Raw genomic sequence first — 26,575 nt, 5'->3', positions numbered from 1 at the left:
ATCCTCACTGCCGCGCCTGAAGCGGTCCCGTTTTCCTCGCGAGATCGTCGCATATGCGATCAACTTGGCAAAGCCGGCCGCAGAGATGTGGCCCAATCCAGGCTCGGCGTTGCATTCGAAATGATCACGGTTTCCCTGAACAGGAGCGCGAAATGCAATATCAACGTTTCCTTCCAAAAGGAGCAGCATCCTTTAGTCTGGATTATGACGGACCACCAAAAAAGTTCTCTTTCTTACTACTTCCAAATACAACCTTGCTGGCCTTCAGCGCTGCAATAGAACCGTTACGCATGGCCAATCAACTAACTCGCAAACGGTTGTTTGAATGGTACGTAATGAGTACAGACGGGGATCCTGTAGTTTGCTCCAACGGCATCAGTATAGGCGCGGACAGCGGTTTGCAGGTGCTGGAGCGCGGCAGTACCGCCTTCGTCTGTTCCGGAACAGAGCCTGCTTTGGCCTGCGATAACAGGGTGCTAGGTTGGATTCGACGACAGAGATTACATGGTATTAGCGTCGGGGGGATTTGCACTGGTGCCTTCGCGCTCGCGGAAGCCGGTGCCTTGGACGGCCGCCGCTTTACAGTGCATTGGGAAAATGTCCCATCTTTCCGCGAACTCTTTCCAGAACTGGAGCCAACCCGGAACCTCTATGAAACCGATCGAGGCCTGCGCACTTGCGGCGGTGGCCATGCGGCCACGGATATGATGTTAGAGATCATCGAGGAGACGTATGGTTCGCTCTTGGCGACTAGCGTCGCTGACATGTGCCTGCACAAGCGGGCTACAGTGGGGATGACTCGCCAGGTATCCGCGGTCTCGGCGGTGCTAGGCAGTCGAAACAAGAAGCTAACCTCCGCCATCCGCATTATGCAGGAAAATCTGGAGGAGCCATTGGAAATGGAAGAGATCGCCCGACGGGTAGCAGCGTCACGACGGCAGTTGGAGCGACTGTATCAGAAGCACGTAGGACGTTCTCCATGGCAATTTTATTTCCAGCTTCGGTTAGAGCGGGCTTACTCGTTGCTCAACGAAACCGACATGAGTGTGCGCGAAATCGCGATCGCGTCGGGTTTTGGTAATGCGCAACATTTCGCTAGGCAATTCAAACGCATGTTCGCCATTTCCCCTCACAGCTACCGCAAAACCTGGACGTTAGGTACAAAATCAGATCAGGTTAGAGATAGTGAGCCTAACCCCGATAGGAGCTTCGTTGCAAAAAAAAGTCGCGTGAAGGTTTCACCCTGTGAAACCAGCATGGTAGCTGGGCTTGACGTGATAGCGGCTTTGATGATGTGGCCGCCGCCCCCGACGGCATCAATGTGCCCAAGGTGATCTGACTTCTCAGTGAGCTTTGCATTCGGGCGCATCAGGCGCGCAAAGCGTACAGCTGTCCGTCGTCAGAGGTTTTGGGCCAGTTGGCGGCTTGAGCTAAAGGAGGGCCTGGCTCATCTGGTTAAGGATTTTGCGAATAAGATGAAGAAACGTCGCGATAGTGGCAGTCGGTTGATTGTACTATTGAAAGGGCGGGCCAGTACATCTGGCCTGCCTGAAGAAAACAGGAAACTTGCTGATAGGCGTGCAGATCGAGTTAAACAGATGTTGATCGAGCACACGTTCGACCTCTCATCGTCTAAAGCCAGCGCCGAAGGGCATGGCCGACTAGAAGACGCCAAGATTACCGTCCTGACCTATGAGCAAGGCGAGGCTATGGATCCGGTGGAGTCACAGAAATTCGAATCTGCCAGACGGGTCGAGGTTGAGCATTGCCTCATACCGGCAATGGTTCCCTCCAACACTGATTCCGCCCAATTGGCGAAAAATAGCGGTCGATGTCGATGGAAGGTCTTTGAGTCGCAAATGGCAATATCTGTGCGTCCGCGAGTAATGGAATGATTAAAGATCAAAGGCCTAGTTTTAGGAAAATGGCAAAACTATTTTTCGCCTGACATTTGATTCCGGTATGGGGAAGACGCGGCGACGTCAGGGAGGAGGTAGACGTCACCGCGCGCTTTCAACATCAGAGCAGGGAGGAGGAGAGCCCCGATGTATCAGTTTCCGGCTATTTGGGCCGGTATAAGGTGCGGCAGCATCAGGGAGGAGGTAGATGCTGCCGCTGATTACAGACCCTAAAGGGAGGAGGAAGGGCCTGATCTCGGTTGTTCTGGGCGCTTAACGCGCTGTGTGCTCATCGGCGGCTTGCTTGGCCAGACGTCGGATCATCGACCGGTGCAGGCCGAGATCGGCCAGTTCCCGATCCGAGAGGTTGGACAGCTCATTGACTGTCTGACGGTACATACGGTAGCTGGCGAAGCGGGTTTTTGCGGCTTCGATCCATGCGTTCAGCCCGTTGCTGTGTGCGCCTTTCAGCGCGGAAGTGTTGGTTGCGACCGCCATTTGCTCACTCGCTTTCATCTCTCTGTGCTGGTCATTTCCAGCGTTTGCTTGAGACTGAAGATAAGCCAATGCTGCAATTGCACAATAGGCTGCGATAACAATGCTGCTATGCAGCAAATGCATAGATATCAAAAACTTGATGCTCTGCACCTTGATCGCCCCTAAAAACATGAGTTCTGGGCAGATCATTCGCAAAATCGTTACATTGAAAAAAAATTGATGCACGATCTGAGTGCGCGATGTTTGAGCGACAAATCACAAAATTTAGGCGTTCACAGACCGGGTATCGAACGGTGTTGGGGTCCTTTGGAGGCATCCTGTGACCTTGCTGGGAATTCGTGGGATGCGGTGAACTCGAGCGATATCTCTGAGTTTTTTCGAGAGGTGATTCGACTTCACGAGCAAGAAAATCGACGAAAACACCCGGTTCTCTGAAAAAATCTGAGAATGTATGGGAAATCATGGGGTCGAATAGAGCGGCGAGATTTGCGTATATATAGTGCCTCGCTTGATAGAGGCCACTACAGGGGGTATCTGAGGCGTTCTGCAGAAAGATTTGAGGGCTGCTATTTGGTCGCCGAACTCTTATCGGGCCTAAATTTCCTGTTGATTTCCATGAATTCCCATGGCATCCCTATATGCATCCGATGAGGACGAGGCAGCAGGGGCACAAAACGACCCCAAACCAAATAACAAACAGGTTTCATACAGGCACTTCGCTTTCATCACTCTGAAGATCCGGCGCGCGAGCGAGCAGACATCCCCCCAGGTGGCGCGCGCAGCTGGACATCCCGCACAGCGGGTCAATGCGGCGGGTTGATCAGTGGCAGCAGATCAACCCGCCGTTTTTCATCCGGGGGCGTGAAATTTGAGGTGGGGCGCAAGCGAAAGGGACAGTCGTCTTGGCGCGCAGGTTTAGAGGTGAAAGCCACCATAAGGTGGACACGAAGGGCAGGGTGTCGATCCCGGCCTCGTTTCGCCGTGTGCTTGAAGCGTCTGATCCCAACTGGCAGCCCGGTGATACTCCTGAGCTTGTGATTGTCTATGGCGACCACCGTCGCAAATACCTTGAATGCTATACGATGCAGGCAATTGATGAGGTCGATGACAAGATCGATGCCTTGCCGCGCGGCTCGATGGAGCGGCGGATGCTGCAACGTATGTTCCACGGTCAGTCCTTCCCTACGACCGTAGATGAGACCGGACGTTTGGTCCTGCCTGCCAAGCTGCGCAACAAGATCGACCTTGGAAATGAGGCATTCTTTATTGCTGCTGGTGACACCTTCCAGATCTGGAAGCCCGAAACCTATGAGGTCGAAGAACTGGCCAAGACCGAAGAGTGGATGGACGATCTGCCAGATGATTTCGACCCGATGGTCTATCTCGATGGCGTTGGGGACGCGTAACGGCATGCCCGGCGCTGTCTCCTCATCTTCGAACTCACATATCCCTGTCTTGCTGCGCCCTTTGCTGGCGGCGGTGTCTCCGGTATCGGGAGTATGGTTGGACGGAACCTTCGGCGCAGGCGGCTATACGCGGGGTCTGCTGCAGGCCGGCGCCGACAAGGTGATCGGCGTGGATCGCGATCCGCTTGCGTTTGAGATGGCAGCAGATTGGGCGGGTGACTATGGTGACCGGCTGGTGATGCAGCCGGGTGTGTTTTCGCGGTTGGATGAATATGCGCAGGATTTGGACGGAGTGGTTCTGGACCTTGGCGTGTCGTCGATGCAATTGGATCAGGCCGAGCGCGGGTTTTCGTTCATGAAAGACGGGCCGCTTGATATGCGCATGAGCCAAGAGGGTGAAAGCGCCGCTGATCTGGTGAACGGCGCAACCGAAGCTCAATTGGCGGATATTTTGTTCCACTTTGGCGAAGAACGGGCCAGTCGGCGTATCGCCAAAGCGATCATCAAAGCACGGACTGAGGCACCGATCACAACGACGTTGCGATTGGTCGAGATCATTGAATCCTGTCTGCCGCGCCCGAAACCGGGCCAATCGCATCCCGCGACGCGCAGCTTTCAGGGGCTGCGGATTGCTGTGAATGCTGAATATGAGGAGCTGTTTCAGGGCCTTATGGCCGCTGAACGGGCTTTGAAGCCCGGTGGGCAACTGGCCGTTGTGACCTTTCATTCCATCGAGGATCGAATGGTTAAGCGGTTCTTCCAATCGCGCGCGGGCAAGACCGGTCGGGCCAATCGCTATGCGCCCGAAATCGAACAGGAACTGCCGCAATTTACTCTTAAAACCCGCAAGGCCGTCGGGCCGGATGAGCAGGAATTGCAGGAAAATCCACGCGCGCGTTCTGCCAAGCTGCGCGTTGCGGTTCGGACAGAGGCTCCGGCAGGGGAAATCGAAGCGCGCGCCATTGGCATGCCGCAGCTGGGGGAGAGTGCAAGATGAAGAGTATTCTGTATGTGTTAACTGCCATGTCCGTGTTTGGTTTGGCGCTTTGGGCGTATCAAGAGAACTACCGCACTCAGCAGGTATTGAAAGAAACCCAGTCGTTGCAGCGTCAGATTGGCACGGCGCAGGTGAGGCTGGCGGTTCTAAACGCCGAATGGGCTTATCTCAACCGACCGGATCGGTTGCGTGAACTTGCGGACCTGAACTTCGAACGTCTGGGCCTGCTGCCCTTGCGGTCTGAACAGTTCGGGCGCGCGGATCAGATCGCGTATGCCGAGGATCCTGATCTGCCAATTGTTGATCCGATTGAATTGCAGGCCATTACGGATCTGCAGGCCCTGGGCGAGGTTCAGCTGCCATGACACGTACCCCACTTCGTCCTCTGGCCCGTGTTCTTGAGGCGCGCGCGAAAGGGGAAAACCCCAAGGTCATCGAGCGCGAGAATATTCGTCAACGCCACGAACAGATGAAAGATCGCGCACGTGCCCGTGCTGAGGGGCGTTTGCTGGTGCTGGGCCTGTTCTTCTTCTGCGCGTTTTCGGTTGTTGGGGTCCGCATGGGCATGCTGGCGACCTCTGAGGCGCAGGAGCCGCTAGCGAGCGCGCCTGGGGCTTCGATTGCTATGCAACGTGCCAATATTGTGGATCGTGAAGGCCGTATTCTTGCGACCAATCTGGATACCTATTCGGTCTACGCCCAGCCGCCTCTGATGATCGACCCGATTGCGGCGGCGGATCAGCTGGTGGCGATCTTCCCCGATCTGGAAAAAGAGCGTTTGGTCAAAGACTTCACCGGCAACCGCAAGTTCCTGTGGATCAAGAAACGTATCTCACCCGAGCAGAAACAGGCCGTTCACGATATCGGCGATCCGGGCATTCTGTTTGGCCCGCGCGAAATGCGCCTGTACCCCAATGGCAAACTGGCCGCGCATATTCTGGGTGGCTCAGGTTTTGGGCGCGAGGGCGTAAGTGCGGCCGAAGTGATCGGCGTTGCCGGGGTCGAAAAGAAATTCGACGACTACCTGCGCGACCCGGCCAATGGCAACAAGCCACTGCAACTATCACTGGATCTGACCATTCAGGCCGCAGTTGAGCAGGTCTTGTATGGCGGCATGAAGATTATGAATGCCAAAGGGGCCTCGGCGGTTTTGATGAATGCCCATACGGGTGAGGTTGTCTCGGCTGCGTCTCTGCCTTCGTTCGATCCCAATGATCGCCCGCGCCCTCCGACCTCGGGCTTTGATCCCTCCGACAGCCCGTTGTTCAACCGCTATGTGCAGGGCGTGTACGAGCTGGGTTCGGTTTTCAAGATTTTCACCGCAGCACAGGCGGTGCAGCTTGGATTGGTGAATTCTGAGACTATCATCGATACCTCCGGCCCGATGAAGATCGGTCGTTTTCCGATTGGTGAGTTCAACGGCAAGAACTATGGCAAGATCAGCGTCGCTGATGTGATCGTCCACAGTTCGAATCGAGGAACCGGCCGACTGGCCTTGCAGATCGGGGCCAAACGACAGCAGGAGTTCCTGGAAACGCTGGGCATGTTCGAACCAACACCGTTCGAGATTGTCGAGGCCTCCGGGGGTGCGCCACTCAAACCCAAAAAATGGGGTGAACTGAGCACGGTGACCATTTCCTATGGCCACGGCCTGTCGACCAGCCCGATGCATCTGGCGGCAGGGTATGCGGCGATTGCCAATGGTGGGCATTATGTCAGCCCGACGATCCTGAAGAAAAACGGCCCGCAATACGGCCCGCGTGTTCTGACGGACAGTGCTGCGTCGCAGGCGCAGAAGATGCTGCGCAAGGTGGTGACCGACGGCACAGCAAGCTTTGGTGATGTCAAAGGCTATGATGTGGCAGGTAAGACCGGAACGGCAGACAAGCCAAAGCCGCGCGGCGGGTACTACGATGATAAGGTGATCGCGACCTTTGCCACTATTTTCCCAGCCTACGATCCAAAATATGTGCTGATTGTTACGCTGGATGAACCGTCGATCGTCGCCTACGGCGAAAAGCGTCGCACCGCAGGATGGACGGCGGTGCCCGTGGCGGCTGAATTGATCGGGCGGGTTGCCCCTTTGCTGGGCCTGCGTCCCCGGCTTGAGCCTGAGGCGGGCGCTGCTATAACCCTGACCTCGAATTAGAGTGCCAGAGAACAGGTAGGTCATGGGCGCAAGGATAAAGAAACTCAGCCAACTGGCCCTGACCGCGCGCGGCGGCGCGAACCCGGATATTACCGGGCTGGCGGTTGACAGCCGAGAGGTCAAAGAGGGTTTCCTGTTTGCGGCCCTTCCCGGCACGCGCGTCCACGGCGGTGAATTCATTCAATACGCCTTGCGCATGGGGGTCGCTGCCGTTTTGACCGACGCTGAGGGCGCGCAGATCGCTGCAACGGAACTGGCCGCCTCGGACGCAGCATTAATCGTCGTCGAAGACCCGCGTCAGGCGCTGGCCGGATCGGCGGCGCTGTGGTTTGGCCAGCAGCCACAAACCATCGTTGCCGTTACCGGGACCAATGGTAAAACCTCGGTTGCCAGTTTCGTGCGCCAGATCTGGACCGAGCTTGGCCATGCCGCCGTCAATCTTGGCACCACCGGGGTCGAAGGCGCTTGGACCGCATCGCTGGCTCACACAACGCCCGAACCGATCACCCTGCATCGCTGCCTGTCCGAGGCGGCGGAGAATGGCGTGACCCATGCGGCGATGGAGGCTTCCTCTCACGGTTTGGAGCAACGCCGGTTGGATGGCGTGCATCTGACCGCTGCCGGGTTCTCGAACTTCACGCAGGATCATCTGGACTATCACGAAACCTTCGAGGCGTATTTCGCCGCCAAGATGGGGCTTTTCGACCGGGTTCTGCCACAGGACGCATCAGCGGTCGTCAACCTCAGCGACCCCAAGGGCGCGCAAGTCCGCAAGATCGCCGAAGCGCGGGGGCAGTCGGTGCTGACCGTCGGGCTGGGTGAGGCCGATCTGTGCCTGATGAACCAAAGGTTTGACACGACCGGGCAGGATTTGCGGTTCTCGTGGCAGGGCAAGACCTTCCAGACGCGCCTGAACCTGATCGGTGGGTTTCAGGCTGAAAACATCCTGCTAGCCTGTGGGCTGGCCATCGCAGCAGGCGACGACCCTGAGAGAGTGTTCGAGACCCTGCCACACCTGACAACGGTCCGAGGCCGCATGCAACTGGCTGCCACCCGCGACAATGGCGCGGCGGTGTTTGTGGACTATGCTCACACGCCCGACGCTGTTGCGACAGCTTTGAAAGCGCTGCGCCCGCATGTCATGGGCCGTCTGATCGCTATCGTCGGCGCGGGCGGAGATCGCGATGCCACCAAACGCCCGCTGATGGGCGCGGCCGCAACCAATCACGCCGATATCGTTTTTGTCACCGATGACAACCCGCGCAGCGAAGACCCCGCCGCCATCCGCGCCGCTGTGATTGAAGGCGCGCCGGGCGCGACGGAGGTAGGTGACCGCGCCGAAGCGATCCTGCGCGGCATCGACGCTTTGCAACCGGGTGACGCGCTGCTGATCGCTGGTAAGGGCCATGAAACCGGCCAGATCGTTGGTGATCAGGTTTTGCCCTTTGATGATGTCGAACAAGCCAGCATCTCCGTGGCCGCTCTGGATGGGAGGGTCGCATGACGCTCTGGACAGCGGCCGAGGCTGCCGAAGGGACCGGTGGTCGCGCGACTACTGATTGGACGGCGAATGGCGTGTCAATTGACACGCGCACCTTGCAGCCTGGCGACCTATTTGTTGCTTTGAAAGCTGCGCGAGACGGGCACGACTTTGTGGCTCAGGCGCTTGAGAAAGGCGCGGGGGCTGCCTTGGTCTCGCATGTCCCCGAGGGCGTGCCCGAAGACGCACCGCTGTTGATCGTCGAGGATGTTCAGGCCGGTTTGGAAGCACTGGGCCAAGCCGCGCGTGCGCGCACTAAGGCACGTATCGTCGGTGTGACCGGCAGTGTCGGCAAAACCTCGACCAAGGAAATGCTGGCGACCATCCTCGAAAGACAGGGTAGGACCCATGCCAGCGTTGCCAGCTATAACAACCATTGGGGCGTGCCCCTGACTTTGGCGCGGATGCCGCAAGACACTGAATTTGCAGTGATCGAGATCGGGATGAACCACCCCGGCGAGATTGCTCCGCTCGCGTGTCAGGCCCGCCCGCATGTGGCTTTGGTGACAACGGTAGCCGCGGTGCATCTTGAGGCGTTTGAGTCGGTTGCAGGAATCGCCCATGAAAAGGCGGCAATTTTCGAGGGGCTGGAACCCGGCGGCGCAGCCATCGTCAATGCCGATATCGAGCATGCCGAAATTCTGCGCCAGACGGCGCAAGACCACGGCGCAGGTATAGTCGAATTTGGCCGACAGGCCGCAGACTACAAACTGACGGATGTGACCGCCGGACCGGATTCGGTTCAGGCCCAAGCCTCGGTTGGTGATACGCAGTTCACCTTCGACGTCCAATCCGCCGGTACGCATTTTGCAATGAATGCGTTGGGCGCTTTGGCGGCCTGTGTCGAACTGGGCGTCGATCTGGAACAGGCCATCGAAGGGTTACAGCACTGGTCTCCGGTCAAAGGTCGCGGGGTGCGCGAGACTTTGCCATTGGCAAATGGCGGACAAATCGAACTGCTGGACGACAGCTACAATGCCAACCCGACTTCGATGGAGGCTGCTTTGGACGTGCTGGCGGCATCCCAAGGTGCGCGCCGGATCGCCTTTCTGGGGGACATGAAAGAGCTGGGGCCGCAGGAACAGGCCATGCACGCGGCGATGGCGCAGGTCAATGCGATGGCCCGTGTGGATCAGGTGCATTGTATCGGCCCGCTAATGCAGGCGCTGCATCAGGCTCTGCCAGATGACAAGCGCGGGCTGTGGTTTAAAACCAGCGTCGAGATGGCTGAGCACATGCCTGATCTGATCAAAACCGGCGATACCGTGCTGGCCAAGGGCTCCTTGAGCATGGCTCTGGCGCGGATTGTTGACGGTCTGCGCAAAATGGGGCAAGGGGGCGCGCTTGACGGGTGAACTTACCCATAGGCCTCGTGTAAGAAAGGTTTTGTAATGCTTTATTGGTTGACCGCCTTGTCGGACGGAGGGGATTTCTGGAACCTCTTCCGCTACATTACATTCCGCGCGGGCGGGGCCTTTCTAACGGCGCTGATCTTTGGCTTCATCTTTGGAAAACCGCTTATCAATGTGCTGCGCAGGAAGCAGGGCAAAGGCCAGCCGATTCGTGACGACGGGCCAGAGGGGCATTTTTCCAAAGCTGGTACCCCAACTATGGGGGGATTACTGATCGTCGGCGCTCTGGTCACTTCGACCCTCGTTTGGGCGCGGTGGGACAACCCTTATGTCTGGATGGTTCTGTTCGTGACTTTGGCCTATGCGGCCATTGGTTTTGCGGATGACTACGCAAAGGTATCAAAGCAAAACACGAAGGGCGTTTCCGGCAAGATGCGGATGGCTTTGGGTGTCATCATCGCTGTACTGGCGTCGCTATGGGCAGTTCTGCATCATCCTGAGGCGCTGCAAAACCAACTTGCTGTGCCTGTTTTCAAAGATACGCTCGTTAATCTGGGCATCTTCTACATCCCGTTCGCTATTGTCGTCATCGTGGGGGCGGCGAATGCGGTGAACCTGACCGATGGTTTGGACGGCTTGGCGATCATGCCTGCGATGATTGCTGCCTCGACGCTTGGAATCATCGCCTATGCCGTCGGGCGGGTCGACTTTACCGAGTACTTGGACGTGCATTATGTGCCCGGGACAGGTGAAATCTTCATCTTCACCTCGGCCCTCTTTGGCGCGGGGCTTGGGTTCCTGTGGTACAACGCCCCGCCCGCTGCTGTGTTCATGGGCGATACCGGATCACTGGCACTGGGCGGCGCGCTGGGGGCCATTGCCGTCGCCACCAAACACGAGCTGGTGCTGGCCGTCGTCGGCGGGTTGTTCGTGGTCGAAGCGCTGAGCGTGATCATTCAGGTCCTCTATTTCAAACGCACCGGCAAGCGCGTCTTCCTGATGGCCCCGATCCATCATCATTATGAGAAAAAGGGCTGGGCCGAGCCGACCATTGTGATCCGCTTCTGGATCATCTCGCTGATCCTGGCGATGATTGGGTTGGCGACGCTGAAGGTGCGTTGAAGAACCGTCGGGTTGTACTGTCCGGATGTTCGGGCGGTGGCAAGTCCACCCTACTAGAGGAAATGGCGCGACGCGGCTATGCCACGGTCGCGGAACCGGGTCGTCGGGTGATCGCAGCCGAGCAAGAGCACAGCGGAGATGGCTTGCCCTGGATCAATCCCGAGTCGTTTTGCCGTAAGGTGATCCAAACATCTTTCAATGATGTGACCAAGGCTCCAGATGGTTTGGTCTTATTCGACCGTTCCGCGCTGGACGCCTTGATTTGGTTTGATCGAACCGGTGCCAATCTGGAAAGTTCAATTCGGGATAAGATACTAAGCCTAGGATACGATCACTGCGTTTATCTGTTCCCTCCGTGGCCCGAAATCTATGTAAAAGACGAACAGCGAAGGCATGACTTGTCCGACGCACTTGAAGAGTATGAGGCTTTGTGCGACCGCTTACCAACGCTCGGGTTTCAAACTGTGCTTGTTCCGAAAAAGCCAGTTGCAGACCGGGCAGATTGGTTTGAGGCGCAGCTAAACAAAGGGCAAACGACATGATCCCGGTCAAAGGGTTTTCAGGACAGAAAGTTGCGGTTCTGGGGCTGGGGCGATCTGGGCTGACCACCGCACGAGCGTTGCGTGCAGGCGGGGCACAGCCGGTGTGTTGGGATGACAATCCGGACGCGCGGGAGAAGGTGCAGGCCGAAGGGTTCGACTGTACCGATCTGCGCCGAACCGGGGCGTTGGAGGGTATCGCATCACTGATCGTGTCGCCGGGCATCCCGCATCTCTATCCCACTCCGAACCCCATCGTTGCGGCGGCCTTGGAGGCGGGCGTTCCGGTAGACAATGATATCGGCCTGTTCTTCCGCTCCTTCGCAGGGCCGGAATGGAACAACTTTGATACTCTGCCGCGTGTGATTGCTGTCACCGGGTCGAATGGGAAGTCAACCACCGCAGCGTTGATCCACCACATTCTGACTGAGGCCGGACGATCAGCCGAATTGGCAGGAAACATCGGGCGGGGCGTGCTGGATATTGATCCCGGCACCGATGGTTCGGTCGTGGTGCTGGAACTCAGCAGCTATCAAACTGAACTGGCCCGGTCGCTGACACCGGATGTGGCGGTGTTCACCAATCTTTCGCCAGATCATCTGGACCGCCATGGCGGCATGGGTGGTTACTTCGCTGCAAAAAGACGCCTGTTTGCCGAAGGTGGGCCCGATCGTGCTGTCATTGGAGTGGATGAGGCCGAGGGCGCGTTTCTGGCCGGGCAGATGGCCGAGGGGCCAGCGGATGACCGAGTTATCCGTGTTTCGATCGATCGTAAGCTGACCGGTCCGGGCTGGCAGGTCTTTGCCCGTAAAGGGTTCCTTTCAGAATACCGCAAGGGGCGGCAGGCGGGCTCGATTGACCTGCGCGCCATCAAGGGCTTGCCGGGGACCCATAACCACCAAAACGCCTGTGCCGCCTATGCCGCTTGCCGTTCGCTGGGCTTGGCCCCTCGGGTGATCGAAGACGCGTTGCACAGCTATCCGGGCCTGCCGCATCGCAGCCAGATTATCGCCGAAGCGCAGGGCGTGACTTATGTGAACGACTCTAAAGCCACAAATGTCGACAGTGCGGTCAAGGCGCTGGGGGCGTTCAAGCGGATACGCTGGATCTGTGGCGGGTTGGAGAAAGAGGGTGGGCTGGCTGCTCTTAACGAGGCAACCACCGACGTGCTGAAGGCTTACGTCATTGGGCGTGAGGCTGCGAATTTTGCAATGCAATTGAACGTCGAAACACAGGTTTGCACAACAATGGCTGCGGCGGTCGAACAGGCGATGGCAGATGCCGAAGCAGGTGATACCATTTTGCTTGCGCCTGCTGCTGCAAGTTTTGACCAGTATGATAGTTTTGAACGACGTGGCGAGGATTTTGCTGACAGTGTTCTGCAAAGACTGGCTGAATAGAGCGATTACAGTTTGCCACTTGTTCACAAGGGCAAATGGGCTATCGTCTTGACGCCCTAGCGGATTTGGTCTTGCCTTGGCAGGACTTTAGAAAACGAGGTTACGGATATGTCCAACCGAAAGAAATTTATGGTGTTGCCAGCGGTGCTGCTGGTCGGAGCCTGTGCCAGCTCTGGCGCGAACTACACGCCGATCATCGATGGCAACATCGGTCCCAATTACAACGCAGACCTGGCGCAGTGTCAGGCTCTGGCCCGAACACAGCCAACCGTTGATGGCAGAACTGCGGGTGCAGCGGCGATTGGTGCTGCAGGTGCCGCTGGTACAAAAGCGATCATCGATGACAGTGCCAGCGATCTGGGCCGTACCGCTGTTGCGGGTGCTCTGATCGGTGCGGGTGCAAGCGCGCTACAGAACACCCAAAATCAAGAGGTTATCGTGCGCAACTGCATGCGCGGGCGTGGCTACAACGTCGTCGGCTAAGGTTTGATCGTCAAAACGAGCGGCTTGCAATGGCGGTTCCGGCGGCGTGGCCCGAGGACCACGCCCATTGAAAGTTATAACCGCCCAGCCAGCCGGTGACATCCACCGCTTCACCAATCGCATAGAGGCCGGGGATCTCCCTGGCCTCCATCGTTTTTGAGGACAGCCCATCTGTGTCGATCCCGCCCAGCGTGACCTCGGCCGTGCGGTAGCCTTCGGTGCCCGATGGGGTCAGTTGCCAGTTGGATAGGGCAGAGCTCAGATCGCTGAGCGCCGCATCAGACTGGTCGGCCAGATTGCCATGCATTGGCATCTGCTGGCTGAGGTAATCGACCAGCCGCGCGGGCAAGTGGCGCGCCAGTTCCGTGGTCAAATCCTTGCGCCCAGCGCTTTGGCGTTGATCCCGCAGCAGGTCGAACAAAGGCAGATCGGGGATCAGGTTCACGCGGATCGCCTCACCCTCGCGCCAGTAGGATGAGAGTTGCAGAACCGACGGCCCGCTAAGGCCGCGATGAGTGAACAGAAGCGCTTCGTCAAAACTGGTACGCTCGTTTGACAATCGTGTTGGCAGCGACACGCCTGAGAGGTCTTTGAACTTCCCATCTGAGAACGTGAACGGGACCAGCGCGGCGCGGGTTTCAGTCATTCGCAACCCGAATTGCAGGGCGATATCATAGGCCAGCCCTGTCGCGCCCATTTTGGGGATTGACTTGCCGCCGGTGGCCAGAACCAGATTGGAGCAGGTCAGGCTTTGGCGCTGTCCTTCGCGTTCGACCTCCAGTGTGAAGCCCCTTTCAGTCTTGCGCAGGTCCTTCAGCTCGGTCCGCACCCACAGCTCTGCTCCGGTACGCGTCATCTCATCCAGCAGCATCTGGATGATCTGTTTGGAGGACCCATCGCAGAACAGTTGCCCCAGTGTTTTCTCATGCCATGCGATTTTGTGGCGCACGACCAGATCGACGAAATCCCATTGCGTATACCGCGCCAGAGCGGATTTACAGAAATGTGGGTTCTGCGACAGGAAGTTTCCCGGTCCCGCATACATGTTGGTGAAATTGCAGCGCCCGCCGCCAGAAATGCGGATTTTCTCACCCGGCGCTTTCGCGTGATCGATCACCAATACGCGTCCGCCGCAATGGGCGGCGCACATCATGCCGGCCGCTCCGGCCCCAAGGATGATCGTGTCGTAGGTCATGGGTGGGGGGATGGCTTGGATTGAGCCAGAACGCAAGAGCGCGCCATCGTCTCGTTCAGGGTGCAATCCCGCGCGGGAAATCCGCATTGCCAGTTGCCGGACGCACTGTCATCCTGCGGTGATAACTTACCTGCATAGAAGGAACAGTTCATGCGATTCCCTGATTTTATGGTGGCCTTTCCAAAACTCGACGTTCCTTTCCCCGAAGATGTGGTGCAGACGGCGGTAATTCGCTCGGATGCGGGGCTGGTGGCGTTTTTTACCTTTCTTAAGGAAATGGAGCTTCCGCTTCATTCTCATGGCGCGCAATGGGGTACAGTTGTTGAAGGTGAGATTGAACTGACAATCGGAGATCAGACGAAAACCTACCGTCCTGGTGAAAACTACTCGATCCCAGCCGGGGTCGAACACGGAGGCCGGATCAAGGCAGGTACGCGCGTGATTGATGTCTTTGAGGAACCGGACCGGTATCCGATCAAAGCGTAACGCACTTTCATATCTCTGGGGCTGATCGAATTCCGCTTATGCCCCTCATTTCCCTAGCCCAATCCCCAAAATCCCTGTACACTTCGACACAGACCCCGAAAACGGGGCGTTAACGAGGCAGTAAGTGGCGGTATCTCATGACTGAGATGGTGTATGGCGCGGTCCAAGACCAGCGCGGCGAACCGATTCTACCAAAGTGGTGGCGCACGATTGATCGCTGGACGATGTCCTGCGTTCTGATCCTGTTTGTCATCGGGTTGTTGTTGGGGTTGGCGTCCTCGCCGCCACTGGCTGGGCGCAACGGCTTCGATCCGTTTCACTATGTTGAACGTCAGGTGCTGTTCGGTGGGCTGGCGCTGATTGCGATGTTGCTGACCTCGATGATGTCGCCGACTTTGGTGCGCCGTCTGGCGGTGCTGGGCTTTCTGGGGGCGTTTGTTGCGCTTGCCTTTCTGCCGATTTTTGGCACGGATTTCGGCAAAGGGGCAGTACGTTGGTACTCGCTCGGCTTTGCCTCACTGCAACCGTCCGAGTTTCTCAAGCCCGGATTTGTGGTTGTTGCGGCGTGGCTACTGGCGGCATCGCAGGAAATCAACGGCCCTCCGGGGCGGTTGTGGTCTTTTGCCCTGTGTATGGCGATTGTTGGGATGTTGGTGATGCAGCCTGATTTCGGGCAGGCCTGCCTTATCCTGTTTGGTTGGGGCGTGATGTATTTCGTGGCAGGCGCCCCCATGCTGCTGTTGGTTGGCATGGCGGGTGTAGTCATTCTGGCGGGGATGTTCGCCTATTCCAGCTCGGACCATTTCGCACGCCGTATTGACGGATTTTTGAATCAAGAGGTCGACCCGACCACTCAGCTTGGCTATGCCACCAATGCTATCCGCGAGGGCGGCTTGTTCGGTGTGGGCGTGGGGGAGGGGCAGGTCAAATGGTCTCTGCCGGATGCGCATACAGATTTCATCATCGCCGTGGCGGCCGAGGAATATGGCCTTATCCTGGTGCTGATCATCATCGCGCTCTATTCGATCATCGTGGTGCGCTCGCTGCTGAGGTTGATGCGTGAACGGGATATGTTCATCCGCTTGGCGGGAACTGGCCTGGCCTGCATGTTTGGTGTCCAGGCGATGATCAATATGGGTGTTGCGGTGCGACTGCTGCCTGCCAAGGGTATGACGCTGCCTTTTGTCAGCTACGGCGGCTCGTCCCTGATCGCAGGCGGCATCGCCATCGGTATGTTGCTGGCCTTCACCCGAACCCGCCCGCAAGGCGAGCTTGGCGATATTCTGCGCGGACGAAGCTGATGAGCAAACCCTACCTTCTGATTGCGGCGGGCGGCACTGGGGGCCACATGTTCCCGGCGCAAGCCCTGGCTGAGGCGATGTTGCACAAAGGTTGGCGCGTGCGTCTGTCTACCGATGCCCGTGGGGCCCGCTATACCGGTGGCTTCCCGCACACGACCGAGATTGTCGAAGCCTCCTCGGCCACTTTCGCGCGAGGCGGTTTAGCGGCTAAGGCACTGGTCGGTCCTAAGATCGCTGGTGGCGTCGCCAGCATGGCGTTTCAGATGATGCGGGACAAACCGGATGTGGTCGTGGGCTTCGGCGGATATCCCTCGATACCAGCTCTGGGTGCGGCGGTGATGCTGAAACTCCCGCGCATGATCCATGAGCAAAACGGGGTGCTGGGCCGGGTGAACCAGCTATTTGCCACGCGCGTTTCACAAGTGGCCTGCGGTGTCTGGCCGACGGACCTGCCCGAAGGCGCGCAGGGCATCCATACCGGCAACCCCGTCCGGGCCGCAGTGTTGGAACGGGCGGGTGCGCCCTATATCCCACCCGGCGAATATCCGATGTCGGTTCTGGTGATGGGCGGCTCTCAGGGCGCCCGTATTCTCAGTGATGTGGTGCCCGAGGCAATTGCCGCTCTACCTGAATTCCTGCGCGGGTTCATCCGCGTTTCGCACCAGGCCCGGGACGAGGATGGCGCCCGCGTAACGGCCTTCTACGCCGATCACGGCATTCGCGCCGAAGTCCAGCCGTTTTTTGATGACGTTCCGCGCCGGATGTCGGATGCGCAACTTGTCATCAGCCGTTCGGGCGCGTCGAGCGTGGCCGATATCTCGGTCATCGGTCGCCCGTCGATCCTGATTCCTTTCGCCGCCGCTGCAGGGGATCACCAAACCGCCAACGCCCGAGGACTGGTGCAGGCGGGTGGGGCGATCATGATCCCTGAAAAGGCGCTTGACGTTCCCTCACTGACCGAGCAAATGACCACGGTTTTGACCAACCCCGAAGCCGCACAGAAAATGGCCCATGCCGCCCTCTCGACAGGTGCCCCCGACGCTACTGAGCGTCTGGTCGCCCTTGTCGAGCAACTGGCGCAGAAGGAGACCACATGACCCCAGCAACCAAACTGCCGCAGGACGTAGGACCGATCCATTTCGTCGGGATCGGTGGGATCGGGATGTCGGGGATCGCCGAGGTGCTGTTAAACCTCGGCTACCGGGTCCAGGGGTCGGATCTGAAGGCTTCGAAGATCACGGATCGGTTGGCGTCTCTGGGGGCCGAGATATTCGTGGGTCAAAAGGCCGAAAACCTGCAAAACGCTGCTGTCGTCGTCACATCGACGGCGATCAAACCGGGCAACCCGGAACTGGATGAGGCGCGCGCGCAAGGTCTTCCTGTTGTCCGTCGTGCGGATATGCTGGCCGAGCTGATGCGCCTGCGGTCGAACATCGCCATTGCCGGAACGCATGGCAAAACCACCACGACCACGATGATGGCCGAACTGATGGTCGCGGGTGATTTCGACCCTACGGTCATCAATGGCGGGATCATCCACGCCTATGGCTCGAACGCGCGGATGGGGCAGGGCGAATGGATGGTGGTCGAGGCCGACGAATCCGATGGCTCGTTCAACCGTCTGCCCGCAACCATCGCCATCGTCACCAATATCGACCCCGAGCATATGGAGCATTGGGGCGATTTCGATAGGCTGCGCGACGGGTTTTATGAGTTCGTTTCGAACCTGCCGTTCTACGGCCTAGCCGTTTGCTGCACGGATCATGCCGAAGTGCAGGCTCTGGTCGGGCGTATCACTGACCGCCGCGTGCGCACTTACGGGTTCAACGCGCAAGCCGATGTGCGCGCCGAAAACCTGACCTACAAAGGCGGCGTCGCCCATTTCGACATCCATCTGCAATACGAAGACAAGGTGATTGAGGGCTGCACGCTGCCGATGCCGGGTGATCACAACGTCTCAAACGCGTTGTCTGCCGTGGCTGTCGCCCGCCATCTGGGCATGAAAACCACTGAAATCCGCGAGGCGCTGGCCAATTTCGGCGGCGTGAACCGGCGTTTCACCAAGGTCGGAGAGATTGATGGTGTCACCATCATCGACGACTACGGCCATCATCCGGTGGAAATCGCTGCGGTGCTGAAAGCTGCGCGTCAGGCGACTGAGGGACGCGTGATTGCCGTACACCAGCCGCACCGCTATTCCCGTCTGTCCAATCTATTCGATGATTTCTGCACCTGTTTCAACGACGCGGATGTGGTTGCGATTGCCGATATCTTCGCGGCCGGTGAAGACCCGATCGAAGGGGCCTCGCGCGATGATCTGGTGCAGGGGCTGATCCGCCATGGGCATCGGCATGCTCGTGCGTTGCTGGACGAGGGCGATCTTGAACGCCTCGTGCGCGAACAGGCGCGTCCGGGGGATATGGTCGTCTGCCTGGGGGCGGGTACAATCAGCGCTTGGGCCAACGGGTTGCCGGAAAGACTTCAGAGAACACTCGCTTGACCTACTACAGCGTGGCGTTTGTGTATTGGCTCATTCTCGGTCTCATTCCGAGCGAGCATTTTCGTGGCGCTGCATTGGGGATGATTGGCTTTACCTTCGGCTACATCGTTTTTGGAGCGTCAGGCAGTACGGAAGCAATGGTGTTCGTCATAAAGACACTTTGGCCGTTTGCGGCGATTGGTTGGTGTGTAGGTCGGTTCGCGCGCCGGATGTATCTTGCAAAGGCGAAGTGATGGTCAGGAGTTGCAAAGAAAACAAACAGTTTGGTGCCAATCCTCATTTGCAGCACAACCTGAAAGTGTGATACAATAACCTCAGGTACCGCGAGTCCTCGGAGGGGGCGCATGGACTATTCGATGATCTTTGCCGCGATCTGGGTGATCTGCGCCACCATTGTGGCGTTGTTGCCCATGCGGCTGCAATTCCCTCCGGGTTTCACCTTGTTGATTTGCGCGCCAGTTCTGATTGTCTGGCTGGGCTATGATCACGGCTGGTTCTGGTCGGTTCTGGCCTTCGGAGGTTTCGTCTCAATGTTCCGCAACCCGATCCGCTACTACTGGCGCAAATGGGTGCGCGGGGAGGTAATGGAATGAGCTGGTCGCTTGCTATGGCCGCCCTCTGGGGCCTGGCCGCCAACCTATTGGCCATGATCCCCAGCAAGGACAACCACTGGACGCGCGCCTATGTATTGATCGCCGTGGGCATTCCGATTTTGGGCTATGTTACCTATGAGAACGGCCCATGGATCGGGTTGTTGGTTTTGGCTGCGGGCATGTCCATGCTGCGCTGGCCGGTGATCTATTTGGGTCGCTGGATCCGTCGACGCATTTGATAGCTGAGTTTCGGATACAGGTTGCCATATCCCTTTGAATCCGCGATCTAGCGTTTATGAGAACACTTCCTGCGCCGCGTGGCAAACTGTCTAAAAATCGTAACCTTAACGACCTGACATGGCTCCGTGTTGGTGGCCCTGCAGACTTTCTGTTCCAGCCTGCCGATCTTGAGGATTTGCAGGCCTTCCTGCGCGAGCTACCCGAAGATGTGCCGATCTTTCCCATGGGTGTTGGGTCCAACCTGATCGTGCGCGACGGTGGCTTGCGTGCGGCGGTGATCCGGTTGGGGCGTGGCTTCAACGGAATTTCGGTCGAGGGCACGACCGTCACGGCTGGTGCCGCTGCGCTGGACGCTCATGTGGCGCGTAAGGCGGCAGATGCGGGTGTTGATCTGACATTCCTTCGCACGATCCCCGGATCGATCGGCGGGGCAGTTCGGATGAATGCGGGGTGCTACGGCAGCTATACGGCAGACGTCTTATGCGAAGCCACGATCATCACGCGGCAGGGTGAATTGATTAATCTTTCTGCCGCCGACTTGAATTTCCGCTATCGCCAATCCGACCTACCCGAAGGGGCCGTTCTGGTGTCCGCCGCGTTGGAAGGGCCCACGGGCGACCCGGCAGAGCTGCACGCCCGTATGGAGGCGCAGCGGAAAAAGCGGGACGAAACGCAACCCACCAAAGACCGCAGCGCGGGATCGACCTTTCGCAATCCGGCAGGGTTCTCTTCGACCGGGCGGGCGGATGACGTGCATGACCTCAAGGCGTGGAAGGTGATCGACGATGCCGGAATGCGCGGCGCGACCAAAGGTGGCGCGCAGATGAGCCCAAAGCATTCGAATTTCCTGATCAACACGGGCACTGCCACTGCAGCCGATCTGGAAGGTCTGGGTGAAGAGGTGCGAAAAAAGGTTTACGAAACAAGCGGCATCACGCTAGAGTGGGAAATCATGCGGGTCGGTGATCCGCTGACAGAATAAAGCCCCAACCGTCAGACCAAAACAGGCAAATTCAGGCGACGGATCAAAGGCATAAACACAGTACGGACCATTACATAAGGTCCGGGGACATTGAGGCGCACATTGGGTATGTCGAGCAGGACAAACGCCAAAGTGGCGGTACTGATGGGCGGCCCCTCGGCGGAACGTGAGGTGTCACTCAGCTCTGGGCGCGAATGCGCAGCCGCCCTTGTGGGAGAAGGCATTGACGTGGTCGAGCTGGACGCAGGTCCCGACCTCTACGCGCGCCTGATGGAAATCAAGCCGGATGTGGTTTTCAACGCCCTGCATGGCCGCTGGGGCGAAGATGGCTGTGTGCAGGGGCTGCTGGAGTGGATGCAAATCCCATACACGCATTCCGGCGTTTTGGCCTCGGCCCTGGCAATGGACAAGCAGCGCAGCAAAGAGGCGTTTCGCATAAACGGCCTGCCCATCGCAGACAGCATTATCGCGCCCAAGCAGGACGTGATGGCCGATCACGTGATGGCGCCACCTTATGTGGTCAAGCCGAACAATGAAGGCTCCAGCGTCGGTATTTATCTGGTGCATGAGGATACAAACGGCCCGCCTCAGCTATCCGACGACATGCCGGATGAGGTGATGGTCGAGCAATATGTGGCCGGTCGAGAGCTGACCGTGACTGTGATGGGCGATCGTGCCCTGACCGTGACCGAGATCATGACCGATGGTTGGTACGACTATGACGCCAAGTATAAGCCTGGCGGTTCGTGGCACGTTCTACCAGCCGAGATTCCCGCAGAAATTTTTGACCTGTGCATGGACTACGCGCTGCGCGCCCATAACATACTGGGCTGCAAAGGCGTCAGTCGGACCGATTTCCGTTGGGATGATACCAAAGGCGCTGATGGTCTGGCGCTGTTGGAAACCAATACTCAGCCGGGGATGACTCGTACCTCGCTGGTCCCCGAACAGGGTGAGTATTGCGGCATGACATTCGGCCAGCTGTGCGCCTGGATGGTGGAGGACGCCTCATGCGACCGCTAAGTGCCACCCGCGCGCCGGTGATCCACCGGACCAAGCCCGTTGCAGGGCCGGATGCGGATTTCGAATCTGCAGATACAGATACGCATGAGGTGGACCCCGTCTTGCGTCTGCGCGGGGCGCGGCTGTTTGGGCGTACGTCGCGCGGCTCGGACCCGGCGCCTTCGCGGTTGAGCTACCGATTTCAGCGGTGGATGCTGACGCCTGGCATTCGATTGGGTGTCAAACTAGGCTTGCCGATTTGTGCGGTCGTTGCGGGTGTTGGGCTCTACTTTGCTTCTGCCGAACGGCGTGAGGCGGTCAGCACCTACATTGCCGACATCCGCACCTCGATTCAGGAACGTCCGGAATTTATGGTCAACCTAATGGCCATCGATGGTGCGGGATCAAGCCTTGCTGAGGATATCCGCGAGGTCGTGCCGCTGGATTTCCCGATCAGTTCCTGGGATCTGGATGTCGAGCAGATGCGCGACACGATCATCGGGTTGGACCCGGTGAAAACGGCTACCGTGCGCATCCGGCCCGGCGGTATATTGCAGGTCGATGTGATCGAACGCCAGCCCGTCATTGTCTGGCGCACCCGGAGCGGCATTGAACTGCTGGATGAAACCGGAGTTCATGTCGACCAGATCGCCTCGCGCAAAGATCACGTTGATCTGCCACTGATCGCGGGCGAGGGCGCGGATTTGCACGTTGCCGAAGCGTTGGAGATTTTTCAGACCGCGCGCAGCCTGGGCACGCGGGTGCGTGGGCTAGTGCGCATGGGCGAACGGCGCTGGGATCTGGTTCTGGATCGCGGGCAGCGCATCATGTTGCCGACCGAGCGTCCGGTGCGCGCGCTGGAACGGGTATTGGCCGTCAATGAAGTGCAAGATCTTTTGGAACGCGATGTCGCTATCGTCGACATGCGCCTCGGGCAGCGTCCCACGGTCAGAATGACCAAAGCCGCCAGCGAAGACTGGTGGAATACAAAAACAGACGTGAGTAGCGGGCAGTAACGACCATGATGACCGATCTTTATCAGTCCCAACGCGCCATGCGGCAGATGCGCAGACAAGCGATGCAGCGGGGTGTCATTGCCATTCTGGATGTGGGCAGTTCCAAGATTGCCTGTTTGGTGCTGCGCTTTGACGGAACCGGTCGCCTGAACGAGGATAACACGATCGGATCCATGGCTGGTCAGACCGGGTTCCGCGTCATCGGTGCGGCCACAACGCGTTCGCGGGGTGTGCAGTTCGGCGAAGTTACCGCGATGCAGGAAACCGAACGCGCCATTCGGACCGCCCTGCAAGCGGCGCAGAAAATGGCCGATATCCGCGTCGATCATGTGATTGCCTGTTTCTCGGGTGCAAACCCGCGCTCTTACGGGCTGGACGCTCAGGTTGATCTGGAAGGCCAGCTGGTGACCGAGGCCGAAGTGGGCCGCGTACTTAACGCTTGTGACGTTCCGGATTACGGGGCAGGGCGCGAGGTGCTGCATGCACAGCCTGTGAACTTTGCGTTGGATAACCGATCAGGCCTGATCGATCCGCGTGGGCAACTGGGTCAAAGCCTAGCCGTTGACATGCACATGCTGACTGTTGATGCGGTTGCGATCCAGAACATCGTGCGCTGTATCAAGCGTTGTGATCTGGAATTGGCCGGTATTGCGAACTCGGCCTATGTGTCGGGCGTTTCGGCGCTGGTCGAGGACGAGCAGGAGCTGGGTGCCGCCTGTATCGATATGGGCGGTGGTACGACCAGCGTGTCGATCTTCATGAAGAAACACATGATCTATGCCGATTGCGTGCGCATGGGTGGGGATCACGTGACCGCTGATATCTCAATGGGGTTGGGCGTACCGGCGGCCGTGGCTGAGCGGATCAAAACCTTCAATGGTGGTGTCCACGCAACCGGTGCCGATGACCGCGATCTGATCGATATCGGGGGAGATACTGGCGATTGGGAGCATGATCGCCGCACGGTCAGCCGGGCCGAATTGATTGGCATTATGCGCCCCCGTGTCGAAGAAATCCTGGAAGAGGTGCGGGTGCGTCTGGATGCAGCAGGCTTTGAGCATATGCCGAGCCAGCAGATCGTTCTGACTGGTGGCGGCAGTCAGATCATGGGGCTGGATGGGCTGGCCACACGCATCCTTGGTCAGCGCGTGCGCCTGGGCCGCCCGCTGCGCGTACATGGTCTTCCGCAATCGGCAACAGGGCCGGGCTTCTCGTCTGCCGTGGGGCTCAGCTTGTTTGCGGCCCATCCGCAGGACGAATGGTGGGATTTCGAAATTCCGGTAGACACCTATGCCGCGCGCCCGTTCAAACGCGCCGTCCGGTGGTTCCGTGACAATTGGTAGAGTTCTCGGCCTTACCACTCTGACGCTGTGGTCGGGCGCTGCCTTGGCGCAAACCCGGATCACGCCCGAAGCCTTTCTGGACGCAGTTGTCGGTAAAACCGTCATGTTCTACGAGATTCGCAGCGGGGACCTGGTCGGGACCGAGGAGTTTCTGAATCACCGAACCTCGGTCTGGCGGGAAGAAGGCCGTGGCTGCGTCTATGGTCAGATCACCACGCCGAACGGTCAGATTTGCTTTCTGTATGACAATGACGCGGACGGGGTGCCGGTCTGTTGGTGGCCGTTTTTGTATCAGGACCGGCTGATGGTGCGACTGGCCTCATTGTCGGATGGGGAAATACAGGAAACGCGAAACATCTCTGACAAAGGTTTGAACTGTCCGAATGCGCCCACCAGCTAAAGAAACCGGTTGCAGCGCAGGCATTTATCCATAAAGATATCCACAAGGCCCGTCAGAGGCCCGGCGGCAGGACCATGAGCAGTTTTCCGCCCTGTGAAATCCGGGAATGCAACCCGCACGTGAGCTGAAAGGTGTCACGCACATTTATGCTGTCTTGTAGCATCGTTAAATCAATCCGCTAGATTTCGCAGGTGGCGCGAAATACCGCCGGATAGCGCCTTATTTCCTCCATATTTTGTGGGAATTCGCGATTTTTAGCGTGACCTTTGCGCATCACAACGATAGAATCGAACAAGGATAGGTAAGAAAAACACCGCTTTGGCGGGACAAAAATACAGGCGGACAGAGCATGACATTGAACCTTTCGATGCCCGGGCACGACGAACTGAAGCCTCGGATTACAGTATTTGGTGTTGGCGGTGCGGGTGGCAACGCAGTCAACAACATGATTGAAAAGCAGTTGGACGGCGTTGATTTCGTAGTTGCCAACACCGACGCGCAGGCGCTGCAGCAAAGCCATTCCTCTGCACGCGTGCAGCTGGGTGTGAAAGTCACCGAAGGTCTGGGGGCAGGGGCCCGCCCAGCCGTAGGCGCAGCCGCCGCAGAAGAAAGCATTGAGCAGATCGTCGATCATTTGGCCGGCGCGCATATGTGCTTTATCACTGCCGGTATGGGCGGCGGCACCGGTACGGGTGCTGCGCCGATCATAGCGCAAGCTGCTCGGGAACTGGGCGTGCTGACCGTTGGTGTAGTTACCAAGCCCTTCCAGTTCGAAGGCGCCAAGCGGATGCGTCAGGCCGAAGATGGTGTAGAATCTCTGCAACAAGTCGTCGACACACTGATCATCATTCCGAACCAGAACCTGTTCCGGTTGGCCAACGAAAAAACCACCTTCACCGAAGCCTTCTCGATGGCTGATGACGTTCTGTATCAGGGCGTCAAAGGTGTGACCGACCTGATGGTGCGCCCCGGCCTGATCAACCTAGACTTCGCGGACGTGCGCGCTGTGATGGACGAGATGGGCAAGGCGATGATGGGTACGGGAGAAGCAACTGGCGAAGACCGCGCCATTCAGGCGGCCGAGAAAGCCATTGCCAACCCGCTGCTTGACGAAATCAGCCTCAAGGGTGCCAAGGGCGTGCTGATCAACATCACTGGTTCGCACGACCTGACCCTGTTCGAACTGGACGAGGCTGCCAACCGCATTCGCGAGGAAGTGGACCCAGAGGCCAACATTATCGTCGGCTCAACCCTGGATACCGCGATGGAAGGCGGAATGCGCGTTTCTGTCGTGGCGACCGGTATCGACGCCACCGAAAAAACCTCGGACGTTCCGGTGGCGCGCCGCTCGATGTCAGAGCCGCTGACCCGCACCGTATCTGCAGAAGAACCAGCACCGGAGGCAGCGCCTGTTGCTGCTGAGGTTGCTGAACCTGCACCTGAGATGGTCGAGAACCGTGAGCCGACATTGTTCGAAACTACCGAAGACCCGGCAACCCGGTTCCAGGCGCAGGATCAGCAGGAGGATGACGGCCTGCCTCCGCCAGCCTATCAGCCTCGGGTCGCTGAGTTTGAACCGCAGCCGGAGCATTTCGAACAGACCCCCGAAAGCTATGTTGCGCCGCAGCCGGAACCCGCAGGAACACCTTCGCCAGAAGCGCTGCAGCGGTTGCAAGCCGCTGTCCAGAACGTACCTTCTTCGGCGCAGCGTCTGACGGCAACCCGGCCACAGGAAGCGGCGCCTCAGGCGCACGCGGAAACCGAGGAACGCTCGCGCTTTGGCTTCAACCGATTGATCGATCGGATGACCGGACATGCGGCAGACACACCGTCTCAGCCAGCCCGTCAGCAGCCCGCGATGCGCCAGGTTGACGCCACGGCACCCGCGCATGAAGAGGCCGACCCCGATCAGGATCGGATCGAAATTCCTGCTTTCCTGCGCCGTCAGGCCAACTGATCGCGGTAACAAATTGAATGCAAAGGATCGCCTTCCGGCGATCCTTTTTTCTTTGTTAACAGATGGATATAGGAGAATAAGCAGGGTTTTGCCGATCTGTCACATCCATGTTTCATTCAGTTACAAAGAGTGAGTTGAGCATAGACCCGTGCTTCCTTAACTGAGTGGCCAACACA

27 protein-coding genes are annotated in these 26,575 nt (G+C 58.3%); 25 read left to right on the top strand and 2 right to left on the bottom strand.

All coding sequences use genetic code 11. From position 1 onward, the window contains the following. Window positions 1–152: 152 nt before the first annotated feature. Entirely contained in the window at window positions 153–1,334 is a 1,182-nt protein-coding gene (locus ABLN87_RS05910; RefSeq protein WP_353008249.1) for a GlxA family transcriptional regulator, read from the top strand. A 12-nt stretch (window positions 1,335–1,346) separates the two neighbouring features. Further along, window positions 1,347–1,895 carry an OmpA family protein gene (locus tag ABLN87_RS05905; RefSeq protein WP_353008248.1) on the top strand — a complete coding sequence of 183 codons (549 nt, stop codon included), beginning with the start codon at window positions 1,347–1,349 and terminating at the stop codon, window positions 1,893–1,895. 276 nt (window positions 1,896–2,171) lie between these two features. Here ABLN87_RS05905 and ABLN87_RS22510 read toward each other — a convergent pair whose 3' ends face one another. Continuing rightward, complete coding sequence (locus tag ABLN87_RS22510; RefSeq protein WP_417750377.1) at window positions 2,172–2,621, bottom strand: DUF1127 domain-containing protein; 450 nt, start codon at window positions 2,619–2,621, stop codon at window positions 2,172–2,174. Between the two features lie 677 nt (window positions 2,622–3,298). Between ABLN87_RS22510 and mraZ the strand changes: the two genes are divergently transcribed. From mraZ to ABLN87_RS05850, 10 genes are all read left to right on the top strand, one after another. Then, on the top strand, window positions 3,299–3,802 hold the full coding sequence (mraZ, locus tag ABLN87_RS05895) for a division/cell wall cluster transcriptional repressor MraZ (protein WP_170532118.1): 504 nt from the start codon (window positions 3,299–3,301) through the stop codon (window positions 3,800–3,802). 4 nt (window positions 3,803–3,806) lie between these two features. After that, on the top strand, window positions 3,807–4,799 hold the full coding sequence (gene rsmH / locus ABLN87_RS05890) for a 16S rRNA (cytosine(1402)-N(4))-methyltransferase RsmH (RefSeq protein WP_353008246.1): 993 nt from the start codon (window positions 3,807–3,809) through the stop codon (window positions 4,797–4,799). Continuing rightward, entirely contained in the window at window positions 4,796–5,164 is a 369-nt protein-coding gene (gene ftsL, locus ABLN87_RS05885) for a cell division protein FtsL (RefSeq protein WP_353008245.1), read from the top strand. Before rsmH ends, ftsL begins: the two co-directional genes overlap by 4 nt. Then, entirely contained in the window at window positions 5,161–6,948 is a 1,788-nt protein-coding gene (locus ABLN87_RS05880; RefSeq protein WP_353008243.1) for a peptidoglycan D,D-transpeptidase FtsI family protein, read from the top strand. The genes ftsL and ABLN87_RS05880 overlap by 4 nt, the downstream gene beginning before the upstream one ends. Window positions 6,949–6,970: 22 nt before the next feature. Continuing rightward, entirely contained in the window at window positions 6,971–8,452 is a 1,482-nt protein-coding gene (locus ABLN87_RS05875) for a UDP-N-acetylmuramoyl-L-alanyl-D-glutamate--2,6-diaminopimelate ligase (protein ID WP_353008241.1), read from the top strand. Further along, a complete protein-coding gene (locus ABLN87_RS05870; protein ID WP_353008240.1) occupies window positions 8,449–9,843 on the top strand; it encodes a UDP-N-acetylmuramoyl-tripeptide--D-alanyl-D-alanine ligase in 1,395 nt (464 codons plus the stop codon). Before ABLN87_RS05875 ends, ABLN87_RS05870 begins: the two co-directional genes overlap by 4 nt. Before the next feature lie 36 nt (window positions 9,844–9,879). Further along, complete coding sequence (gene mraY / locus ABLN87_RS05865; RefSeq protein ID WP_353008239.1) at window positions 9,880–10,962, top strand: phospho-N-acetylmuramoyl-pentapeptide-transferase; 1,083 nt, start codon at window positions 9,880–9,882, stop codon at window positions 10,960–10,962. Beyond that, entirely contained in the window at window positions 10,959–11,504 is a 546-nt protein-coding gene (locus tag ABLN87_RS05860; RefSeq protein WP_353008238.1) for an AAA family ATPase, read from the top strand. Before mraY ends, ABLN87_RS05860 begins: the two co-directional genes overlap by 4 nt. Beyond that, the gene (murD, locus tag ABLN87_RS05855; protein ID WP_353008237.1) at window positions 11,501–12,901 is read left to right on the top strand and encodes a UDP-N-acetylmuramoyl-L-alanine--D-glutamate ligase; all 1,401 of its coding nucleotides are present in this window, start codon (window positions 11,501–11,503) and stop codon (window positions 12,899–12,901) included. The genes ABLN87_RS05860 and murD overlap by 4 nt, the downstream gene beginning before the upstream one ends. Before the next feature lie 108 nt (window positions 12,902–13,009). Further along, complete coding sequence (locus tag ABLN87_RS05850) at window positions 13,010–13,384, top strand: glycine zipper family protein (protein WP_170532131.1); 375 nt, start codon at window positions 13,010–13,012, stop codon at window positions 13,382–13,384. Window positions 13,385–13,394: 10 nt separating this feature from the next. On the opposite strand, the gene ABLN87_RS05845 is transcribed toward ABLN87_RS05850, so the two are convergent. Then, a complete protein-coding gene (locus ABLN87_RS05845) occupies window positions 13,395–14,579 on the bottom strand; it encodes an NAD(P)/FAD-dependent oxidoreductase (protein ID WP_353008390.1) in 1,185 nt (394 codons plus the stop codon). Window positions 14,580–14,729: 150 nt separating this feature from the next. Between ABLN87_RS05845 and ABLN87_RS05840 the strand changes: the two genes are divergently transcribed. The 13 genes from ABLN87_RS05840 to ftsZ all read left to right on the top strand — a co-directional run bounded on the left by ABLN87_RS05840 (window position 14,730) and on the right by ftsZ (window position 26,399). After that, window positions 14,730–15,065, top strand: a complete 336-nt coding sequence (locus ABLN87_RS05840) for a cupin domain-containing protein (RefSeq protein WP_353008236.1) — start codon at window positions 14,730–14,732, stop codon at window positions 15,063–15,065. Between the two features lie 137 nt (window positions 15,066–15,202). Beyond that, window positions 15,203–16,366, top strand: a complete 1,164-nt coding sequence (ftsW, locus tag ABLN87_RS05835; RefSeq protein WP_353008235.1) for a putative lipid II flippase FtsW — start codon at window positions 15,203–15,205, stop codon at window positions 16,364–16,366. Further along, window positions 16,366–17,463 (top strand): UDP-N-acetylglucosamine--N-acetylmuramyl-(pentapeptide) pyrophosphoryl-undecaprenol N-acetylglucosamine transferase, encoded by a 1,098-nt coding sequence (locus ABLN87_RS05830; protein WP_353008234.1) that lies wholly within the window; start codon window positions 16,366–16,368, stop codon window positions 17,461–17,463. Before ftsW ends, ABLN87_RS05830 begins: the two co-directional genes overlap by 1 nt. Beyond that, window positions 17,460–18,866: a UDP-N-acetylmuramate--L-alanine ligase gene (gene murC, locus ABLN87_RS05825; RefSeq protein ID WP_353008232.1), complete on the top strand. Its 1,407-nt coding sequence runs from the start codon at window positions 17,460–17,462 to the stop codon at window positions 18,864–18,866. The genes ABLN87_RS05830 and murC overlap by 4 nt, the downstream gene beginning before the upstream one ends. Continuing rightward, window positions 18,863–19,099: a hypothetical protein gene (locus ABLN87_RS05820; RefSeq protein WP_353008231.1), complete on the top strand. Its 237-nt coding sequence runs from the start codon at window positions 18,863–18,865 to the stop codon at window positions 19,097–19,099. The genes murC and ABLN87_RS05820 overlap by 4 nt, the downstream gene beginning before the upstream one ends. Before the next feature lie 111 nt (window positions 19,100–19,210). Beyond that, window positions 19,211–19,459, top strand: coding sequence for a DUF2484 family protein (locus ABLN87_RS05815; RefSeq protein ID WP_353008230.1), 249 nt, complete (start codon window positions 19,211–19,213; stop codon window positions 19,457–19,459). Continuing rightward, complete coding sequence (locus ABLN87_RS05810) at window positions 19,456–19,698, top strand: DUF2484 family protein (protein WP_353008228.1); 243 nt, start codon at window positions 19,456–19,458, stop codon at window positions 19,696–19,698. The genes ABLN87_RS05815 and ABLN87_RS05810 overlap by 4 nt, the downstream gene beginning before the upstream one ends. A 56-nt stretch (window positions 19,699–19,754) precedes the next feature. Further along, on the top strand, window positions 19,755–20,681 hold the full coding sequence (gene murB / locus ABLN87_RS05805) for a UDP-N-acetylmuramate dehydrogenase (protein WP_353008227.1): 927 nt from the start codon (window positions 19,755–19,757) through the stop codon (window positions 20,679–20,681). A gap of 108 nt (window positions 20,682–20,789) precedes the next feature. After that, the gene (locus ABLN87_RS05800; protein ID WP_353008226.1) at window positions 20,790–21,704 is read left to right on the top strand and encodes a D-alanine--D-alanine ligase; all 915 of its coding nucleotides are present in this window, start codon (window positions 20,790–20,792) and stop codon (window positions 21,702–21,704) included. Further along, window positions 21,692–22,699, top strand: coding sequence for a cell division protein FtsQ/DivIB (locus ABLN87_RS05795; RefSeq protein ID WP_353008225.1), 1,008 nt, complete (start codon window positions 21,692–21,694; stop codon window positions 22,697–22,699). Before ABLN87_RS05800 ends, ABLN87_RS05795 begins: the two co-directional genes overlap by 13 nt. Window positions 22,700–22,707: 8 nt before the next feature. Continuing rightward, complete coding sequence (gene ftsA / locus ABLN87_RS05790) at window positions 22,708–24,042, top strand: cell division protein FtsA (protein ID WP_170533075.1); 1,335 nt, start codon at window positions 22,708–22,710, stop codon at window positions 24,040–24,042. Beyond that, window positions 24,029–24,442, top strand: coding sequence for a hypothetical protein (locus tag ABLN87_RS05785; protein WP_353008224.1), 414 nt, complete (start codon window positions 24,029–24,031; stop codon window positions 24,440–24,442). The genes ftsA and ABLN87_RS05785 overlap by 14 nt, the downstream gene beginning before the upstream one ends. A 349-nt stretch (window positions 24,443–24,791) precedes the next feature. Next, window positions 24,792–26,399 (top strand): cell division protein FtsZ, encoded by a 1,608-nt coding sequence (gene ftsZ, locus ABLN87_RS05780; RefSeq protein ID WP_353008222.1) that lies wholly within the window; start codon window positions 24,792–24,794, stop codon window positions 26,397–26,399. Window positions 26,400–26,575 lie beyond the last annotated feature (176 nt).

Source organism: Ruegeria sp. SCP10 (genome assembly GCF_040329495.1).
GTDB lineage: Bacteria > Pseudomonadota > Alphaproteobacteria > Rhodobacterales > Rhodobacteraceae > Ruegeria.
The sequence above is the reverse complement of the archived record's forward strand: the minus strand, read 5'-3'. Positions and strand labels throughout refer to the sequence as shown.